Source organism: Mesorhizobium sp. M0227 (assembly GCF_040321855.1).
Classification (GTDB): Bacteria; Pseudomonadota; Alphaproteobacteria; order Rhizobiales; family Rhizobiaceae; genus Mesorhizobium.
Window position 1 is genome coordinate 42,086 of record NZ_JAMYSJ010000022.1, and the last position, 18,509, is coordinate 60,594.

General features: G+C 62.3%; 17 protein-coding genes. 12 read left to right on the forward strand and 5 right to left on the reverse strand.

Annotated features, from left to right (window positions below; genetic code table 11):
* Positions 1–108: 108 nt before the first annotated feature.
* The 4 genes from secG to NKJ00_RS24380 all read left to right on the forward strand — a co-directional run bounded on the left by secG (position 109) and on the right by NKJ00_RS24380 (position 4,257).
* The gene (gene secG / locus NKJ00_RS24365; protein WP_128303636.1) at positions 109–579 is read left to right on the forward strand and encodes a preprotein translocase subunit SecG; all 471 of its coding nucleotides are present in this window, start codon (positions 109–111) and stop codon (positions 577–579) included.
* A 211-nt stretch (positions 580–790) separates the two neighbouring features.
* Positions 791–1,918: a L,D-transpeptidase gene (locus NKJ00_RS24370; RefSeq protein WP_352442406.1), complete on the forward strand. Its 1,128-nt coding sequence runs from the start codon at positions 791–793 to the stop codon at positions 1,916–1,918.
* A gap of 137 nt (positions 1,919–2,055) precedes the next feature.
* Positions 2,056–3,693 carry a CTP synthase gene (pyrG, locus tag NKJ00_RS24375; RefSeq protein WP_127810447.1) on the forward strand — a complete coding sequence of 546 codons (1,638 nt, stop codon included), beginning with the start codon at positions 2,056–2,058 and terminating at the stop codon, positions 3,691–3,693.
* An 18-nt stretch (positions 3,694–3,711) separates the two neighbouring features.
* A complete protein-coding gene (locus tag NKJ00_RS24380) occupies positions 3,712–4,257 on the forward strand; it encodes a DUF1697 domain-containing protein (protein ID WP_352631562.1) in 546 nt (181 codons plus the stop codon).
* 47 nt (positions 4,258–4,304) lie between these two features.
* Here the strand turns inward: NKJ00_RS24380 and NKJ00_RS24385 are convergent, their stop codons facing one another.
* Positions 4,305–5,762, reverse strand: a complete 1,458-nt coding sequence (locus NKJ00_RS24385; protein ID WP_352554857.1) for an NCS1 family nucleobase:cation symporter-1 — start codon at positions 5,760–5,762, stop codon at positions 4,305–4,307.
* Positions 5,763–5,985: 223 nt separating this feature from the next.
* Positions 5,986–6,888 carry a LysR substrate-binding domain-containing protein gene (locus tag NKJ00_RS24390; protein WP_023813924.1) on the reverse strand — a complete coding sequence of 301 codons (903 nt, stop codon included), beginning with the start codon at positions 6,886–6,888 and terminating at the stop codon, positions 5,986–5,988.
* Between the two features lie 246 nt (positions 6,889–7,134).
* On the opposite strand from NKJ00_RS24390, the gene NKJ00_RS24395 reads away from it, so the two are divergent.
* The 8 genes from NKJ00_RS24395 (at position 7,135) to NKJ00_RS24430 (ending at position 15,691) form a co-directional block, all read left to right on the forward strand.
* A complete protein-coding gene (locus NKJ00_RS24395; RefSeq protein ID WP_352631564.1) occupies positions 7,135–8,649 on the forward strand; it encodes a leucyl aminopeptidase in 1,515 nt (504 codons plus the stop codon).
* 54 nt (positions 8,650–8,703) lie between these two features.
* Entirely contained in the window at positions 8,704–9,609 is a 906-nt protein-coding gene (locus NKJ00_RS24400) for a proline iminopeptidase-family hydrolase (protein WP_352631566.1), read from the forward strand.
* Positions 9,610–9,627: 18 nt separating this feature from the next.
* Complete coding sequence (locus tag NKJ00_RS24405) at positions 9,628–11,289, forward strand: ABC transporter substrate-binding protein (RefSeq protein ID WP_352631568.1); 1,662 nt, start codon at positions 9,628–9,630, stop codon at positions 11,287–11,289.
* A 22-nt stretch (positions 11,290–11,311) separates the two neighbouring features.
* Positions 11,312–12,328: an ABC transporter permease gene (locus NKJ00_RS24410; RefSeq protein WP_063167981.1), complete on the forward strand. Its 1,017-nt coding sequence runs from the start codon at positions 11,312–11,314 to the stop codon at positions 12,326–12,328.
* Complete coding sequence (locus NKJ00_RS24415) at positions 12,328–13,299, forward strand: ABC transporter permease (protein WP_023813929.1); 972 nt, start codon at positions 12,328–12,330, stop codon at positions 13,297–13,299. Before NKJ00_RS24410 ends, NKJ00_RS24415 begins: the two co-directional genes overlap by 1 nt.
* A complete protein-coding gene (locus NKJ00_RS24420) occupies positions 13,296–14,255 on the forward strand; it encodes an ABC transporter ATP-binding protein (RefSeq protein WP_013531724.1) in 960 nt (319 codons plus the stop codon). The genes NKJ00_RS24415 and NKJ00_RS24420 overlap by 4 nt, the downstream gene beginning before the upstream one ends.
* A gap of 8 nt (positions 14,256–14,263) precedes the next feature.
* Positions 14,264–15,250: an ABC transporter ATP-binding protein gene (locus tag NKJ00_RS24425; RefSeq protein ID WP_023813930.1), complete on the forward strand. Its 987-nt coding sequence runs from the start codon at positions 14,264–14,266 to the stop codon at positions 15,248–15,250.
* Between the two features lie 138 nt (positions 15,251–15,388).
* Positions 15,389–15,691 carry a DUF982 domain-containing protein gene (locus NKJ00_RS24430; RefSeq protein WP_023813931.1) on the forward strand — a complete coding sequence of 101 codons (303 nt, stop codon included), beginning with the start codon at positions 15,389–15,391 and terminating at the stop codon, positions 15,689–15,691.
* Positions 15,692–15,798: 107 nt separating this feature from the next.
* Here NKJ00_RS24430 and NKJ00_RS24435 read toward each other — a convergent pair whose 3' ends face one another.
* Genes NKJ00_RS24435 through NKJ00_RS24445 form a run of 3 tightly spaced genes read right to left on the reverse strand, consistent with a single transcriptional unit; the run spans position 15,799 to position 18,457 of the window.
* The gene (locus NKJ00_RS24435) at positions 15,799–16,602 is read right to left on the reverse strand and encodes a DUF1194 domain-containing protein (RefSeq protein ID WP_023813932.1); all 804 of its coding nucleotides are present in this window, start codon (positions 16,600–16,602) and stop codon (positions 15,799–15,801) included.
* Between the two features lie 42 nt (positions 16,603–16,644).
* Positions 16,645–17,475 (reverse strand): hypothetical protein, encoded by an 831-nt coding sequence (locus tag NKJ00_RS24440; RefSeq protein ID WP_245273307.1) that lies wholly within the window; start codon positions 17,473–17,475, stop codon positions 16,645–16,647.
* Positions 17,459–18,457, reverse strand: a complete 999-nt coding sequence (locus NKJ00_RS24445; protein WP_023813935.1) for a DMT family transporter — start codon at positions 18,455–18,457, stop codon at positions 17,459–17,461. Before NKJ00_RS24445 ends, NKJ00_RS24440 begins: the two co-directional genes overlap by 17 nt.
* Positions 18,458–18,509 lie beyond the last annotated feature (52 nt).

Sequence of the window (18,509 nt, forward strand, 5' to 3'; positions counted from 1 at the left end):
TCCCATATTCCGGCCACGGGCTTGGAAATGCCGTCAAAGCATTGTATTGAGCCGCCTCCAATTCACCGGTCGTGTCCGCGGCCGGGCAAGGCCTTGCCAGGATAAACTATGGAAACCGTACTGATCGTCATCCATCTCATGGTTGTGCTCGCCCTTGTCGGCGTGGTGCTGCTGCAGCGCTCCGAAGGCGGCGGCCTCGGCATCGGTGGCGGCTCCGGCTTCATGACCGCGCGTGGCGCTGCCAATGCGCTGACGCGTGCGACGGCGATCCTGGCGGCCGCCTTCTTCGCCACCTCCTTGACCCTGTCGATCGTCGCCCGCTACGGCGAGAAGCCGATCGACATCCTCGACCGCGTGCCGGCGACATCGGACGGTGCAGGCAAAGGCGTGCTCAACCAATTGCCCGGCACGACCACCCCGGCGCCCGCCGGCACCACCACGCCGACGCCGCCGTCAGGCAACGATGCCGCGGCTCCGGCGACCGCGCCGGCCACGGCGCCTGCCGCCGGTTCGACGCCGCCGGCAACCAATGGCGCCGCTCCCGCCGCGCCGGCGGCCCCGCAGGTTCCAAACCAGTAGTCTTCGGCGGCTGAAGCCGCGATCTGTGCTCGTTTGAACACAGTCGCGGCAAATGCAGCGAGATCACAAAGATTCGACTGGGTGAGGTACGACCTCACGCTTGAGGCCCCCGCGCTTATTCGACTATAGATTGCGCGCGGCACTTCCGGCGCCCTTGGGGGGCGCTGGGCGACGCCGTGGGCAACAAGCATAGAACGATCGGATCTTCGCCATGCAGCTTCGCAGCTTCATTTTCCTGGGACTTTGTGCCGCAATCGGCATCAGTTCCCCCGCTTTCGCTGGCGTTCCAGCCAATATGGCCGCACAGCCTTCGGTTGAAACAACCTCCGCCATCAACGTCGCCGTCAAAAGTGACGCGTCGCAATTGAAGCTTCTCAAGAAGAAGAAAAACCCGACGCCCGACGACCTCGCCCAGATCAAGAAGATCGAGGCCAAGATCGTTGCCGACAAGGAGGCCGCCAAAGCCAAGGCGCTCGAAGCCAGGAAACTGGCGATGCGCGAGGCGGCCAAGGCCAAGGCCGACGCTGAACGGCAGGCGTTCCTTGCCAAGAAGGGCAAGAGCGCGCCGGCAACCGAGGTGGCCGATGCCAAGCCGGCCAAGAAGCAGGTTGCCAAGATCATCGAGCCTATCGAACCGATCGCGCCGATCCAATCGGCAGAGCCGCTTCCGGCAGAGGCGATGAACGTCGCCTTGACCGGCAACAATGGCGAGCTGCGCAGCGAGGTCATCGGCCAGAAGCAGCCGAGCAACGGTGGTCTGTTCGCCGGTCTCTTCGGCGGGACCTCGTCCGGGTCTTCGATAAGCTATCTCCCTGAGACACGGGCTCTCGACCAGGTGCTCGCCAAGAGGGAAGCCAAGAAGCAGTTCAAGGTGAAGCCGGAATTCGTGCCGCAGGACGTGGAATTCAGCGGTTACGATGCGGGCACCATCGTCATCGACACCAGCGCGCGGCGCCTCTACCTCGTCGAATCGTCCTCCACCGCCCGCCGCTACGCCATTGCGGTTGGCCGCGAGGGTCTGCAGTACAAGGGTACGGTTGCGGTCGGCGACAAGCAGGAATGGCCGCGCTGGATCCCGACGCTGGACATGCAGAAGCGTGAGCCGAAGCATTACGGCCAGTACAAGGACGGCATGCCCGGCGGTGGCCAGAACCCGCTCGGCGCCCGCGCCATCTACCTCTATGACGGCAAGAAGGACACGCATCTGCGTATCCACGGCACAATCGCGCCGCAGTCGATCGGAACCAGCGCCTCGAATGGCTGCTTCCGCATGATCAACGAGCACGTCATGGACCTCTACAGCCGCGTCAGGGTTGGCACCAAGGTCGTTATCATCTGACGTTTTCGTCATCCTGCCGAAAGGGCCGGCTCAGCCGGCCCTTTTGTTTTGCCCTGTTCACGATCCGAGCGCCTTCTTGGGAAAAAACCTTCGCGGTGGTTTTTTCTCTGGCGGAATCAATCCGGCCGCGTTAAGCGATGACTCCCATGGCGCGATATGTATTCATCACAGGCGGCGTGGTTTCCTCACTTGGAAAAGGCATAGCCGCAGCGGCCCTTGGGGCTCTCCTGCAGGCGCGAGGCTATCGCGCACGCATCAAAAAACTCGACCCCTACCTCAATGTCGATCCGGGCACGATGTCGCCGTACCAGCATGGCGAGGTTTTCGTCACTGATGATGGCGCGGAAACCGATCTCGATCTTGGCCATTACGAGCGCTTCACCGGCCGCTCCGCCAATCAGCAGGACAACATCACCACCGGCCGCATCTACAAGAACATCATCGAGCGTGAGCGGCGCGGCGATTATCTCGGCGCAACCGTGCAGGTCATTCCGCACGTCACCGACGAGATCAAGAATTTCGTCCTCAACGGCAATGACGACTATGATTTCGTGCTTTGCGAGATCGGCGGCACGGTCGGCGACATCGAGGCGATGCCGTTCCTGGAAGCGATACGCCAGCTCGGCAACGACCTGCCGCGCAACAACGCCGTCTACGTGCATCTGACGCTGATGCCCTACATCCCGACGGCCGGCGAGCTGAAGACCAAGCCGACCCAGCATTCGGTCAAGGAACTGCGCGGCATCGGCATCGCGCCCGACATCCTGCTGGTCCGTGCCGACCGCGCCATTCCCAAGGAAGAGCGCAGAAAACTGTCGCTGTTTTGCAATGTGCGCGAAAGTGCCGTGATCCAGGCGCTCGACGTGCCGCATATCTACGATGTGCCGATGGCATACCATAGGGAAGGGCTCGACTCGGAAGTGCTGGCCGCCTTCGGCATCGATCCGGCGCCGAAGCCGCGCATGGAGCCCTGGCAGGCGGTGTCCAACCGCATCCACAACCCGGAAGGCGAAGTGACCATCGCCGTGGTCGGCAAATATACCGGCCTCAAGGATGCCTACAAATCGCTGATCGAGGCGCTGTCGCATGGCGGCCTGGCCAACCACGTCAAGGTCAAGCTCGACTGGATCGAATCGGAGATCTTCGAAAAGGAGGATCCGACGCCATGGCTGGAAAAGGTGCATGGCATCCTGGTTCCCGGCGGCTTTGGCGAGCGCGGTGCCGAAGGCAAGATACTGGCGGCGAAGTTCGCGCGCGAGCGCAAGGTGCCGTATTTCGGCATCTGCTTCGGCATGCAGATGGCCTGCATCGAGGCGGCGCGGTCGCTGGCCGGCGTCGAACATGCGTCTTCGACCGAGTTTGGTCCGACCGAGGAACCGGTCGTCGGCCTGATGACCGAATGGCTGAAAGGCAACATGCTGGAGAAGCGCCGGGAAACCGGCGATCTCGGCGGCACGATGCGGCTCGGCGCCTATCAGGCCGAACTCGCCAAGGGCTCCAAGATCGCCGAGATTTACGGCGACACACAGATTTTCGAGCGCCATCGCCACCGCTACGAGGTCAATGTCGACTACAAGGAGCGGCTCGAAGATTGCGGCCTGGTGTTTGCCGGCATGTCGCCCGACGGCGTGCTGCCGGAGACGGTCGAGTATCCGGACCACCCCTGGTTCATCGGCGTGCAATATCATCCGGAACTGAAAAGCCGGCCGCTCGACCCGCATCCGCTGTTCGCCAGTTTCATCGAGGCGGCGGTGGAGCAGAGCCGGTTGGTGTAGCGATCAGGTCGGGCGGCAATGCAGACCTATGTCGCGCTGCTTTACAGCATCATCCTGGGCGAGGGCCGCCGGGTCGTCATGGCCGACCTCAAGGCCATGGCCGAAGAGCTCGGGCTGAACAACCCGCGCACGCTGGTGTCGACGGGCAATCTGGTCTTCGAGGCACCGGCAACTGATATCGCCGACCTGGAACAGCGGCTGGAAGCAGCCTTCGAAAAAACCTTCGGCCGCCATGTCGATATCATCGTGCGCGGTGCCGAGGACTGGCTGAAGCTTGCCGCCGGCAATCCGTTTCCAGATGAATCGAATGCGACCGCGGATCAGGTGGCGGTGCGCGTGATGCGCCGGCCGGTGCCGGACGAAGCCGTCACGGCGCTCGGCTCCTATGTCGGCAAAGACGAAAAGATGCACGCCGTCGCTGGCAATATCTGGATTGTCTTCTCGCGCGCCGCACCCAGTTCACGGCTTCTGACCGCAGCGAGCCACAAGCGTCTGGGCGTCGGTACCTCACGCAACTGGAACACGGTGCGAAAACTGGCCGAGATGGTGGGCAGTAGGCAGTAGGGAAGCGGTTCTCTACTCCCTCACACCTACTGCCTACTGCCTCATTTTCAAGCCTTTGCCGTCTTCGCTCCGGCGCCAAGGGCGGCGGTGCGCAGCACGTAGTAGATGATGCCGGCGATCGCCACGCCGAAGAACCAGCCATAGACGCCCCACCAGGACGGCAGCCAGTTGGTGAAGTTGGGCAGGATCGACGAGAAGATGGCGCCGATGCCGGCGGCGATAAAGGCATTGACGTGCCAGCCGCCCTGGAAACGGAACTCGCCGTCTTCGCGGTAAAGCGCCTCGACGTCGACCTCACCCTTCCGGATCAGGTAGTAGTCGACCATCATCACCCCGAAGATCGGCCCCATCGTCGCGCCGATGATGTTGACGAAGGAAGCGGCACTGCCTTCCCATGGCGCGAAGGGATAGAGCAGCAGGGCAATGACGGCCGCGATATAGCCGCCCTTCTTGAAGTCGATCTGCCTGGGGAAGACGTTGGAGAAGTCGAAGGCCGGCGAGACGAAATTGGCGACCACGTTGATGCCCAGGGTCGCAACTGCAAAGGTCAGGGCCGCGAGCGCCGCCAGGAACCAGCTGTCGAATTTCGCCGAGATCTGGTCGGGATGCAGCAGCACTTCGCCATAGACGTCAAAGGCGGCAATGGTGGTGACGCCGGCGACCAGCGAGAACAGGATGAGGTTGATCGGCAGACCCCAGATGTTGCCCTTGCGCAGCGATGCCTTGTCCGGCGCGTAACGGGCGAAATCGCAGAAGTTGAGATAGAGCGCCGAGAAATAGGTGACCCAGATTGCTGCCACCGCAAACAGCGAAGTCCACGAGCCGGGCGTGCCGGGCACGCCCGCGTCCTTCGTCTTGTCCAGCAACACGTCCATCGGGATGTCGCTGGTGAAGGCAAATCTCCCGGATTTGACGCAGAGATAGATCGCCAGGATCAGCATCATCACCCACACCGCGGGGCCGGCCCAGTCCTGGAAGCGGCGCACGGTTTCCATACCGTTCTGGATGATCAGCAGTTGCAGCGCCCAGATAACCACGAAGCAGATCACCTCCAGGCCGGTATGGCCGAGGAAATGCGTGCTGGCGTTGAAATCGGCGAACCATTGCGTGCGGATCAACAGCGCCACGATAGCGCCGGAGGCGGCAGCCGTCTGCGCGCCGTACCAGAAGCAGGCGACGATGGCGCGCACCAGTGCCGGTATGTTGGCGCCCCAGATGCCGAAAGAGGCGCGGGCAAGCACGGGGTAGGGCACGCCCGTCTTCACGCCGGCATAGCCGACCATGTTCATCAGCGCGTAGATGATCAGCGATCCGATGCCTATGGCGATGATGAAATTGACAAAGCCGCCGCAGAACAGGAACAGACTGGCGGCGAGATAGTAGCCCCAGAGGCTGTGAACGTCCGACGTCCAGACGTTGAAGATCGAGAATGGTCCCCAGTTTCGAACTTTGGCTGGAGCCAGATCCTCGTTATAGAGATCAGGTGAAGCACCCTGTATTGTCATTGCAATGGTCCCCTTTTGCAGCACGCGCCCTCACGCGTTGGCCGCGTGCAGGTTAAGCCTGCCGCAGGGGAACCGACAAGCAACCTATTTGCCGGCTTTGGCCTTAAAGATATTCAATGAGAACTGCGATTATCGATGCACGGCGATGGTGGGTCATCGCTGAGCCCGGCACGGATGATTCGAAGTTCGACGCCGGGATTCCAATCTGAAGCGGTAGGGCCATCTAGGTGATGGCCATAAGCTGCTTGTGATCCGCGACTTCGGCGAGCAGCCAATCCTGAAACAGGCCGGTGCCTGGTTTGTTGCCGATGCTGCGACGCTGATGCAGGTAAATGCCGGCCGGATAGGTGTGGCGGGCACGGAACGGGGCGACCAGTTTGCCTTGCTGCAGAAAATCTTGCGCCATCATCGTGTCCGCGAGCGCTATTCCCGCGCCATTGATCGCTTCGCGCATGATCAAGGTGCAATCATCCAGTGTTGTGCTGGATTTTGGCGTCGTTTCCAGAACGCCTTCCTGCTCCAGCCAACGCTTCCATCTCATGGTTTCGCATTCATGGATCAGATGATGGTTGACCAGATCGGCCGGCGATCGCAGCGGCACAGGCCCCTCCAAAAGCGAAGGCGCACAGACCGGCGTCAAAAGCAGCGGGATCAGCAGCGTCAAAGCCGGGCCGGCCTTGTAGACGAACTCGTCGACAATGGCCAAATCGAAGTTGGCGCGCTTGCCTGAAGTGGAAATCTCCAGATCCACCGACGGATGCAACCGGCGAAAGTTCGGCAACCGATCCGCCAGCCAAAGGTTCAGAACGGTGGGCACGCACAAGACCCGCACACGTTGGATCTTGCCGTGGCGCGACCCCTCGGAGAGGCTGACGTCATCGGTGGCGCGCCAGATGGCTTCGAACGCCTCCGAGAGGCTGCGCGCATAGTAGGAGCCCCTGATGGTTGGGGTTATCTGGCGAAAACCGCGTTCGAACAGGTCCTGGCCAAGATTTCGTTCAAGCGCGCGGATGTGGCGGCTGACAGCCGAGGGTGTCAGATGCAGTTCTTCCGCCGCGTCCTTGACGCTGCCGAGGCGAGCGGCGGCCTCGAAAGCGCGCATGCCATTGAGTGAGGGAAGGGCCATTGGCCGATCATGAATTGTCAGTTGAGTTTTTGTCAATCGACATGGGCAGAATTCGCGTTTGATCGCCTGCCCCGTTAGGGGATACCCAGAAGACAAGAGCAATTAAGTCGTCTCAAGAAAGCGACTGTTTGGGGACCGGCATTATACCACGAACGGCGGAGACCGGCTTGACCAGTCTCCACCGGGGCGAGCGAAGCGTTGCTCGCTACCGGCTGGTGTTGCCGCAATTGGAGAGAGCGCCAGCCTATGCCTCAATCGCCAGCGCCGGTTTTCGAGACCGCGGACGAGATTTCCGCCGAAGCCTCTGTCGTCGTGATTTTGCAAACTGCCCACACGGGCTTTGGCCCGCGGGCAGTCGCCCTGGATGCCGAGATGAGCGGGATTCTCTCTCGCGCCTGCTCCGACCCGGCCGCCTTGGCCGAATCCGGCACCTGCATCGATCTTATTGCTCCTCAGGCCGTGTCGACCAAGCGCGTGGTCGTCCTGGCCTTGGGCAAAGCTGAAACGGTAACCGCCCTGTCGTTGGCACGCGCCGGCGGTCTGCTTGCCGCGCATCTGGAGGGCAAGGGAGAATGCGCGGCCACGCTGGTCCTGGACCCCATCGCCGGCGTTGACCTGCCCGGAGCCGAAATCCTGGCGCGTGTCGCGCTCGGCATGCGGCTGCGCCGCTATCGTTTCGACATGCGCAACCGGCGGCAAGGGGCGGGAGCGGATCGAACCTTGCGGGTGAAACTGGTCGGGGCCCGCGGCCCGGATCTGACCGCGGCGCTGGCGCGGATCAATGCCATCGCCGACGGTGTCGAATATGCGCGGACCCTGGTCAACCTGCCGCCGAACCATCTCCATCCCGACAATTTCCATGATCATCTGGAGCCGCTGCGTGAAGCCGGAATCGACATCGAAATGCTCGATGCCGCGCAACTGAAGGAGCTCGGCATGAACGCGCTTCTTGCTGTTGGATCGGGCTCGGCGCGCCCGCCGCGGGTCGCTGTCCTGCGCTACCGGGGCAAGGGTGCTCCCGCCCAACCACTCGCTTTCGTCGGCAAGGGCGTCTGCTTCGATTCGGGAGGCCTCTGCATCAAGGGCGGAGCGCAGATGTTCGACATGAAGGCCGACATGGGCGGAGCGGCCGCTGTGGTCGGCCTGCTGATCGCGCTCGCCCGGCAAGGCAGCCCAGTACACGTTGTCGGTGTTCTCGGCATCGCCGAGAACATGCCATCCGGCACCGCGCTCAAACCGCGCGACATCATCACGACGGCGTCCGGACAGACCGTGGAAGTGTTCGACACGGATGCGGAAGGACGCCTGCTTCTGGCCGACTGCCTCCACTATGCAGCCACGCGCTTCAACCCTTCGGTGATCGTCGATCTGGCGACGCTGACCTATTCGGTGACGCGTGGCCTGGGCTCGATATTCGCCGGCCTGTTCAGCACCGACGATGCCATCGCGTCACAGATGATCGCGGCCGGAGAAACGGTCGGCGAACGGTTCTGGCGGCTGCCGCTCGACCGGGCCTATGATGAGGGTCTGCAATCGCCGTTCGCGGACCTCAGGCATCATGCCAAGGACATGGAGGACGGCGACGCTCCCTATGCCGCGGCCTTCCTGCGCCATTTCACGGAAGATCGCCCCTGGGTGCATCTCGACATCGCCAGCAAGGAACTGACCGACACCGATCGGCCTCTCGGCAGGCAAGGTGCCACGGCATTTGGCGTGCAGATGCTGGAAGAGTGGGTGCAGGTCACCCGCAACATGAGTTAGGCCCCCGTCGTCACGGACAAATACAAGATGCCTTCAACCGCACTGGGAACTGGGATGTCATCTGAGATCATCGGCATGGAAGGACGGGGCGCTTTCGGTGCCTACGAGACCTGGTATCGGGTCAGTGGCGAACTCGGTGGCGAAAAGGCGCCGGTGGTGATCCTGCATGGCGGCCCGGGCGTCGCCCACAATTATGTCGATGCCTACAACCTTCTTGCGCGAAGGGATCGCGCCGTCATTCATTATGACCAGTTGGGCTGCGGCAATTCCACCTTGCTGCCTGAGAAAGGCGCCGATTTCTGGACACCTGGGCTGTTCATCGACGAGCTTGAAAACCTGATCGACCACCTCGGCATTCGGGCGGGCTTCCACGTGCTCGGCCAGAGCTGGGGCGGCATGCTGGGCGCCGAATATGCCGTGACGCGGCCGAAGGGTCTGAAATCGCTGACCATTGCCAACTCACCGGCGTCCATGAAGCTGTGGGTCGAAGAGGCCAACCGGTTGCGTGCGGATCTGCCCGCCGATGTGCAGGAGACTCTGACCTGGCACGAGCAGGCCGGCACGACGGACGATGCGGCGTACCAGGCGGCGACGATGGTGTTCTACGAGCGGCATGTCTGCCGGGTCGTGCCTTTCCCGCCCGAAGTCACGGAAAGTTTCGCCCAGGTCGTGCGCAATCCGACCGTCTATAATCTGATGAATGGGCCGAACGAGTTCCATGTCATCGGAACGCTGAAGAACTGGAGCATCGTCGAGCGCCTGCCGGCCATCGAGGTTCCCACATTGATCATCTCCGGACGTCACGACGAGGCCACGCCCGCGACCGTGCAGCCCTACAAGGACGGCATCAAGGGGTCTCGCTGGGAGATATTCGAGCATTCCAGCCACATGCCGCATGTCGAAGAGCAAGATGCGTGCATGCGGGTGGTGGGAGACTTCCTGGACCACAACGATAACTGAAAAAAGGGGAATCAAGACGTGAAGAAACTGCTTCTGGCGGCAACAGCCGCGGCATTGCTGGCCGGTACATGGCTGGCCCCGGCACAGGCCGAATATCTCAAGGAGCACCGGGGCGGCACCATCCGCCTGCTGGCCCGCTCCGCGGCCGGAACGCTCGATCCGCACATCAATTACACGGACCAGGGCTGGCAGATGTACCAGCCGATCTATGACGGCCTGGTGGCCTTCCGCAAGGCCGAGGGCATGGCCGGCTTCACCATCGTTCCCGATCTGGCCGAGGCGTTGCCGCAGGTCAGCAATGACGGCAAGACCTTCACCTTCAAGCTGCGCAAGGGCATCAAGTTCTCCAGCGGCCAGGATCTTGGCGTGAAGGACGTCGTCGCTTCCTTCCAGCGCATCTTCAAGGTTTCCGGACCCACCTCCGGCACGTTCTATGCCGGCATCGTCGGCGCCGACAAATGCCTGGCCGACACCAAGAGCTGCACGCTGGAGGGCGGCGTTGTCGGCGACGAGGCGGCCGGCACCATCACCATCAACATCACCAAGCCGGATGCAGAGCTGCTCTACAAGCTTGCCTTGCCCCATGCCGTGGTTCTGCCGGCGGATACGCCCGCGGAAGACATGGGTTCCAAGCCTATTCCCAGCACCGGCGCGTACACGATCTCCGCCTTCGATCCCAACAAGGGCATGACGGTTTCCCGCAACCCCAATTTCAAGCAGTGGAGCGAGGACGCGCAGCCGGACGGCTATCCGGATGTCGTCCAGTATGATTTCGGCCTGTCCGAGGAAGCAGCCGTCACGGCGATCCAGAACGGCGAAGCGGACTGGATGTTCGACGCGCTGCCGAGCGACCGCCTCGGCGAACTCGGCAGCAAATCCATGGACCAGTTGCACATCTCGCCGCTTTCGGCGTGGTGGTACGCGCCGCTGAACAACCGTCTCGCGCCCTTCGACAATGAAAAAGCGCGCCAGGCCGTTGCCTATGCGATCGACCGCAACACGCTGGTCAAGCTGTTCGGTGGCAAGGTGTTGGCCTCGCCGGTCTGCCAGGTCCTGCCTCCGGACTTCCCCGGCCATGAAGACTATTGCCCCTTCACCAAGAATCCGGGCGCCAAATGGTCGGCTCCCGACCTCGACAAGGCAAAGCAGCTCGTCGAGGACTCCGGCACCAAGGGCCAGAAGGTGACCATTATCGTCGAGGACACCGCCATTTCACGCTCCATCGGCGTCTATCTGCAGAGCGTGCTGACCAGCATCGGCTATGTCGCCGACGTCAAGCCGATCTCGTCGAACATCCAGTTCACCTACATCCAGAACACCAACAACAAGGTGCAGATGTCCGTCACCCAGTGGTACAAGGACTATCCTGCGGCCTCGGACTTCCTGAACATCCTGTTCAGCTGCGCCTCCTTCCGTGAAGGTTCGGACGCCTCGATCAACATCGCCGGCTTCTGCGACAAGGAAATCGACGCCAAGATGCAAAAGGCATTGGACCTCGGCGTCACCGATCAGAAAGCCGCCGACAAAATGTGGGCTGAAATCGACAGGCAGGTCACCGACAAGGCACCTGCCGTCGGCCTCTTCACGCCGAAGCGGCTCGACTTTGTCAGCAAACGTCTCGGCAATTTCAAGTTCAACCGGCAGTTCAACTGGATGATCACCCAATCCTGGGTACAGTAACGAACCGCGGAGGGGCACGTCGGTGTCGAACGTAGCTGTCGCCGCGCCGCGCAAGACGCGAGGGCCCTGGGCCGTCGCGTTTGCGAAGCTGGCAAGGGACAGGGCTGCCATGGCGTCGCTGGCCGTGTTCCTCCTCATCGTCCTTGCCTGCCTCAGTGCGCCTCTTTATGCGAAATGGGCAGGCGTGGATCCCTTCGCCTCGACGCTCGACGCCGTTATCCAGATCGACGGTGCCGACGTTCCGGTGATGGAACAATCGACGGAGGGGCTTGGGCTTGGCTACACACCGCTCGGCCCGACCTGGCGGCTGGGCAATTATTTCCTCGGCGCCGACAGCCAGGGCCGCGATGTCATGGCCAGGATGCTCTATGGCGGGCTGAGCTCGTTGTTGATCTCCGGAGCAGCCACTATCTTCACCCTGATCCTGGGCACGGCGGCGGGATTGATCGCCGGCTATTTCGGCGGCGTCACCGACACGGTGCTGTCGCGCTTCCTCGACATACTGTGGGCGTTCCCGATCTATCTGCTGGCGATTTCGCTCTCCATCGTCACCATCGCGCATGGCATCACGATCGGTCCGATCCAGATCGAGTCCGGCAGTCTGTGGCTGCCTGTCATCATCATCGGCATCGTCTACGTGCCCTATGTGGCCCGCCCAATCCGCGGGCAGGTTCTGGCACTGCGTAAAAGCGAGTTCGTGCTGGCCGCGATCAATCTGGGCGTGCCGGGGTGGCGCATCCTGTGGCGCGACATCCTGCCCAACGTCACCACCACGCTCATCGTCTTCGTGCCGCTGATGATGGCGCTGAACATGCTTACGGAATCGGCCCTTTCCTTCCTTTCGATCGGCGTGCAGCCACCCGCAGCGAGCTGGGGCACCATCATCCAGGACGGACAGGCGCTGCTTTACACCAGGCCATTGGTGGCGCTGGTGCCGGGGCTGGCGATCGCGGTTTCCGTCATGGCGCTCAATGTCTTCGGCGACGGCCTGCGCGACGCGCTCGACCCGCGCTCCAAGGTTCGGCTGGGGCGCGACTGATGATCTACGCAATCCTGCGCCGGTTCGGCCAGATGCTGTTCGTGATGTTCGGCATCTCGGTCATCGTCTTCCTGATTTTCTTCGCAACGCCGGGCGCCGACCCGGCGGCGCGGATCGCCGGCCGCAATGCATCGCCCGAAGTGCTGGAGGCGGTACGCCACAGCTTCGGCTTCGACCGGCCGCTCTACGTGCAATATGTGACGATGATGGAGAAGATCTTCGTCACAGGCGACCTGACCTCCTTCGTCAATCGTGGCTGGAAGGTGGTGCCGGCGGTCATGGATTCGATCCCGGTCACACTCTCGCTGGTGTTCGGAGCGGCGATCCTGTGGGTGGTCGTCTCCATCATCATCGGCATCGCCGCCGCCGCGACGCGCGGCAGCTGGCTGGACAAGCTGCTGATGGCGCTGGGGCTGCTCGGTATTTCGATGCCGGTGTACTGGCTGGGCGAAGTGATGAACCTGATCACCCAGAGCCGCTACCACGACAGCTGGGCGTTCTCCTGGGTGCCACCGCTCGGCTACAAGAATTTCTCCGACGATCCGAAGGGCTGGTTTCTGACCCTGGTCATTCCCTGGATCACACTGTCCATTCTCTATATCGGCATTTACGGGCGCGTGCTGCGCGCGGCAATCATCGAATCGCTGCAGGAAGACTATATCCGCACGGCCCGGGCCAAGGGGCTGTCGGAAACCCGCATCCTGCTGCGCCATGCCTTGCGCACGTCGCTCATCGCCTTCGTCACTCTGTTCGGCCTGGATTTCGGCGCGCTGGTGGGAGGCTCGGCCTTGCTCACAGAGGTGGTGTTCGGGCTGCACGGCATCGGCAAGCTCACTTATGACGCTCTGCAGAATCTCGATCTGCCGATGATCATGGCGACGGTGATGTATGCGTCCATGTTCGTGGTTATCGCCAATGCGGTCGTCGATTTCGTCTACATCCTTCTCGATCCGCGCCTGAGGACATCATGATACTGTCGGTGCGCGACCTCAGAGTTTCCTTCCGCACAAATGATGGCCTGGTGCGGGCCATCGATGGCGTTTCCTTCGACCTCGAGGAGAGCGAGATCCTCGGTGTCGTCGGTGAGTCCGGTTCCGGCAAGACCGTGTCGCTGCTGGCCGTCATGGGTCTCATCACCGATCCCAACGCCACCATCGAAGGGTCGATCCGCTACAAGGGCCGCGAACTCGTGGGACTGCCCGCACGCGAACTCAGGCGGCTACGCGGCAACGAGATCGCGATGATCTTCCAGGATCCGATGACCGCATTGACGCCTGTCTACACGATCGGCTGGCAGATCGCCGAACAGATCCGCGCGCATCGCAACATCAGCAAGTCCAAGGCGATGGAGCGCGTCGAGGAACTGCTGGCCGAGGTGAATTTTCCGAACCCGCACGAGGCGATGTCGCGCTACCCGCACCAACTGTCCGGAGGCATGCGTCAACGGGCGGTGATCGCAATGGCTTTGTCCTGCAATCCAGCGCTGCTGGTGGCTGACGAACCGACCACGGCGCTCGACGTCACCGTACAGGCCGGTATTCTCGATCTGGTGCGCAAGCTGCGCGCGACGCACAAGTCGGCGGTCGTCTTCATCACGCATGACATGGGCGTGGTCTCCGAACTCGCCGACCGGGTCATGGTCATGTATGCCGGCCGCGTGGTGGAGCGCGGCAGTCGCGCGGAGCTGTTTTCCGATCCGCGACACCCCTATACGCGCGCGCTGCTGGGTTCGATCCCGCCGCTGACCGGCGAAAAACCACGGCGCCTGCCGGCCATTCCCGGTTCGCCGCCATCATTGCTGCGACTGCCGCAGGGCTGTGCGTTCGGTCCGCGGTGTCCAGTTCACTACGAACCCTGCGAGGCCGGCAAGCCCGATCTCGGGAGCGGCACCCATGCCGCGGCATGCTTCAGGGTGGCACAGGCATGAGCGGACCGATGATCGACAAGAACCGCCCAATCCTCGAGACGCGTTCGCTGGGCAGGCGCTTTTCCATCGGCAGCCGCTTTTCTGCCGAGGGCAAGCGAACCGTCCATGCGGTCGACAATGTTTCCCTGACCGTGTGGCGCGGCGAGACGGTTGGGCTGGTCGGCGAATCCGGATGCGGCAAGTCCACGCTGGCGCGCTGTCTGGTGAGGCTCTACGACATATCGGACGGCGAGCTTCTGTTCGAAGGCAACGACATCACCTCGAAGTCGCTGTCTGAACTCAGGCCGCTGCGGCGGCGCCTGCAAATGGTTTTCCAGGATCCGTCGGCATCGCTCAATCCGCGCCGGCGCGTCGGCGACCTGGTGGCCGAGCCGCTGCGCATCCATGGCAGGCTCTCGTCGAGCGAGATCACCAAACGCGTGGCGGAACTGTTCGACCTTGTCGGCTTGCTGCCGGATCACGTCATGCGGTTTCCGCACGAATTTTCCGGCGGACAACGCCAGCGCGTCGGCATCGCGCGGGCTATTGCATTGAATCCGGACCTTGTGGTCCTGGACGAACCCGTCTCTGCGCTCGACGTGTCGGTGCAGGCGCAAATCGTCAACCTGCTCGCCGATCTGCAGGAGAAGCTCAACCTCACTTACATCTTCATCGCCCACGACCTGTCTGTGGTACGTCAGGTTTCAACCCGCATCGCGGTCATGTATCTCGGCTCGATCGTCGAAGAAGGGCCGGCGGAAGAAGTGTTTGCAGCACCAGCCCATCCCTATAGCCAGGCGCTGATCTCGGCGGTTCCCGTCGTGGAGACGACGCCCGGTGGGACGCGCAAGCGCATCATCCTCACCGGCGACGTACCGAGCCCGCTGAACCCTCCAACCGGCTGCCGTTTCCATCCCCGATGCCCGATCGCGGCGGAGCGCTGCCGTTCGGAGCGGCCGCAGTTACGGGAATACCGGCCCGGTCGCAAAGTCGCCTGCCACTTCCCCACGATGTAGGCGACACTCACCACCGCACGGGTGATCGCCTTCGCCTGACAGATTTCTAAAAAATTCCATTTTTGCCTGGAACCAACCGGCTATTGGCGCGTTTGGTGGGGTTCGATCGAGCGCATTGCGGTCGACCGGGAGGAAACGATGGATCAATTGCATTTCTTTTCGCCCGTGCGGATTTCGCGCGGGCAGGGACACCCTTTGGAAGAAATCGATAGTGTTGCCGAAGCCATGATGTTCTTGCGGAAATGGCCGACGGGACGGCGCGGTCCGGTTTATCAGTGCGCGCTGAATTGTTGCTCGGCCGCCTTGTCGGGCCAGATGTCGGCCGAGGAAGCAAGGAAAGCGTTCACCGGCTTTGCCCGCATCACGCGTCTTCTCGATGACGACATGGCGTTGCCGGTGCCCGGCGAAAGCAAGGCAAGCATACACGCGTTGCGGCGATAGGCTGTTGTCCTGACGGTCCCCACAAGGTCCCGCGCTGCAGCGGGCCGGGCTCTCGTTGTGCAATGCGCTCGGATGGCGCGTCGAAAGTTCGTCCTGTATGGCACACTTCACAGCGGACGGTCGTCGATCATGCTTACTTCAGTCACGAGCTTGCGGCGAAGCGCCATCGTGTAGTCGTCTGGCCCCTTCGGCGTCATGACGAAGGCCTGGGAACCGCCAATGACCGATTCTGCAAAATAGGATGCCAGAGGTTCGTCGGGACTCTCATCCTCCGTCGGGATGGCGATGGCATTGATCGTATATCCCTTGGCTATGGCGTTCGACCTGCTCGGTTGGACGGGAAGCCCGTCGTTGTTCTCGCCGTTGGAGGAGATATCGATGACTTTCTTGGCTGCCTTTCCCGGAAACTGGTCGAGCAGGAGACTGCCGATGTCGATAGCCGAGGAAACGGATGTTCCGCCTCGCCCTCTGCGGATGAAGCCGGTATCGCCTTTCCTGCTGATCACCGCAGCCGCCGCTTTGGCATCTTCCAGTCCGCAGATGCTTGTCCACGGCAGCACGATGCGCGCGTGTCCGGGGCTCGACCATTCAAAGTAGGCAATGCCGATGCAGCCAACGTAATTCCGGCTGATGGCGGCGATGATCTCTGGCGAGGTGAGTGCCGCGGCATGTCCCTCGCGTTGCATATCGGCGATCTTTGGATCGATTGACGACGAGAAATCGACCGCGAACACGATAGCGACGTCAACGTTCGCGGCATGGGCAGAGATCGCCCAAAACATCGAAGCTGCGACTATTCCTGTCACTCTCGAGATTGAACTGACCGGCGTCAGAATGCCCCAACCTTTCGTCCGTACCCGTTCACGAAAGGATAGGGGGCCGGCGTCCTGATGATATACACTGCCAAACATGTCATTCTCCATCTCGACATCCGGTCGTTTCAAAAAGCGAGCTCAACATGTGGAAATTTGGCGGGGCGCCTTGGCACCCACCCCGAACAGCAGCAGATCGGCCTTGGTCCACAAAAGATAACAGCCGAGCAAGGTCAGTGGCATGGCGAGTGCCGCGAAGGACCCGCCCGACCAGACCTCCGGCAGAGCTCGGCCGAGGGCGACGGTCGTCGCCAGCATTGCCGGCAACCGGCTGGCGAGCACCGCACTGCGGAACGGATCGGGCCAAGCGGCCGGCCACATCGGAATTGGCGTGCCGGGCCTGTGGAAGGTGCTGCCGAATTTGCCCAGGGCATGGAGCAGGCCAGAGGTCGCCGCAAGCAATGGATCGCCGAGCAGCAACAGGGCAATACCGAGTCCGATCGCACCCAGACCCGACAGGAAGTCGCCCAGACGGTTGAGGGTGGGATCGGGAGCATCCGGCCTTGCCCAGGCCCGGTGATAGGCCTCGCCGCCCCAGAAGAAGACCAGGGTGGTCAAGGTCAGCGCAACAGTGCCATGGCTGCCGGCGAAATATTCGATCACCGCCATGGTGACGCTGCTTCCCTCATGCAAGCCGACCGGCGCGGTAGCAATCTGGATCGCGAGACCGACAATGAGGCCGAGCGCGTTACCGCTGTTGTAATAGCCGCCCGGTCCCTTCATGCGGGCGCGAAGCGCCGAAACCAAATGTGCGATAGGAAGAAGGATCGTCCGCGCGTCCATCACTGCGCCCCCACGACAAGTCCTGCCGCCATCGGCAAGGCCACCGCCGCCTGGCTGATCGACGCCACTGGCCCCGTGTCGGGCGGCAGCCGGGGCCGGAATAGGTTTCGCATCACCGGCAAGGGTCATCACATTCCTCCACTGGACCTGAATTGTTGGGGTGACGATCGCCTGCCCAATTTGCGGCGGCAGCTGCAAAGGCAGGGGCCCCGTCGGAGGGTTGAACCGAAGCGGTTCGCAAGGACGTGCGTGCCTGCGGCGCTCGGTTCGACAGTGCCACGGACAGGATCGCACCCAGAATGATGGCGGCACCCAATGCGCTCGCGGACGAGCTCCGCTCGCCGAGAAAGATCGCCGCGCCCAGCGCCCCGAAAACGCTTTCTGCGCTGACGATCACGGCGGCGTGGCTGGCCGGCGTAAAGCGGAGGGCAACCGTCTGTATGCCGAAGGCAATCGCAGTGGAGAACACGCCGAGGATCGCCAGTTCCGGGCCGGCTGCGAATGCGGCGGCCAACGACAGATTGCCTTGCATTGCGCCGAGCGGCAGGGCGAAGGCTGCGGCGCCGAAGAACTGTGTCGCGGCTGCGGTGAACGGCCGCGCATGCACCTGCATGTGCCGGCCCAGCTCGACTGCCCAGAGCGCATAGCAGGCAGCCGAGAGGACAGCGGTGAGATCGCCACTGCTGAACCCGGCAATCCCATCCGACAACAGCAGTGCGCCAACAACGGTCAGCCCGGCGGCGACCGTGAGACTCGCTGTCGGACGCTCGCCTGCGAGAAACCAGGCGGCTAGCGGTGTCATTACCGTTGCCGTGCTGACCAGGAAGCTGGCATTGGTGACGGAGGCACTGATATAGCAAAGCTGCTGGAGCGTGATGGAGATGGCAAACAGCGCGCCCACCTTGGCCAAGCTGGAAAAATAGTCCGGCCCGAGCGAAAGCCGCCTCTCCATCAAGACAAAGGGCAGCACAAGCAGCCCGCCGATCAGGCAGCGCAGACCCACCGCACTCAGCGCGTCGAGATGCACAAGCACCATCTTTTGCGAGACATTGCCGAAGCCCCACAAAGCGGCTGCGAATAGCAGCAGCAAATTGGCTCTTGTCCTGGACACGCGTCCCCCTCGAACCAAGCCTTTCGTTGACTTGGTCACTTTAATTTAGCAA

Coding starts and splice junctions, on each gene's coding strand:
- NKJ00_RS24420 (WP_013531724.1), top strand. CDS start 13,296: ATGATACTGTCGGTGCGCGACCTCAGAGTTTCCTTCCGCACAAATGAT.
- NKJ00_RS24385 (WP_352554857.1), bottom strand. CDS start 5,762: ATGACAATACAGGGTGCTTCACCTGATCTCTATAACGAGGATCTGGCT.
- NKJ00_RS24370 (WP_352442406.1), top strand. CDS start 791: ATGCAGCTTCGCAGCTTCATTTTCCTGGGACTTTGTGCCGCAATCGGC.
- NKJ00_RS24425 (WP_023813930.1), top strand. CDS start 14,264: ATGATCGACAAGAACCGCCCAATCCTCGAGACGCGTTCGCTGGGCAGG.
- NKJ00_RS24395 (WP_352631564.1), top strand. CDS start 7,135: ATGCCTCAATCGCCAGCGCCGGTTTTCGAGACCGCGGACGAGATTTCC.
- NKJ00_RS24440 (WP_245273307.1), bottom strand. CDS start 17,475: ATGACCCTTGCCGGTGATGCGAAACCTATTCCGGCCCCGGCTGCCGCC.
- NKJ00_RS24415 (WP_023813929.1), top strand. CDS start 12,328: ATGATCTACGCAATCCTGCGCCGGTTCGGCCAGATGCTGTTCGTGATG.
- NKJ00_RS24430 (WP_023813931.1), top strand. CDS start 15,389: ATGGATCAATTGCATTTCTTTTCGCCCGTGCGGATTTCGCGCGGGCAG.
- NKJ00_RS24435 (WP_023813932.1), bottom strand. CDS start 16,602: ATGTTTGGCAGTGTATATCATCAGGACGCCGGCCCCCTATCCTTTCGT.
- secG (WP_128303636.1), top strand. CDS start 109: ATGGAAACCGTACTGATCGTCATCCATCTCATGGTTGTGCTCGCCCTT.
- NKJ00_RS24390 (WP_023813924.1), bottom strand. CDS start 6,888: ATGGCCCTTCCCTCACTCAATGGCATGCGCGCTTTCGAGGCCGCCGCT.
- NKJ00_RS24380 (WP_352631562.1), top strand. CDS start 3,712: ATGCAGACCTATGTCGCGCTGCTTTACAGCATCATCCTGGGCGAGGGC.
- NKJ00_RS24400 (WP_352631566.1), top strand. CDS start 8,704: ATGTCATCTGAGATCATCGGCATGGAAGGACGGGGCGCTTTCGGTGCC.
- pyrG (WP_127810447.1), top strand. CDS start 2,056: ATGACTCCCATGGCGCGATATGTATTCATCACAGGCGGCGTGGTTTCC.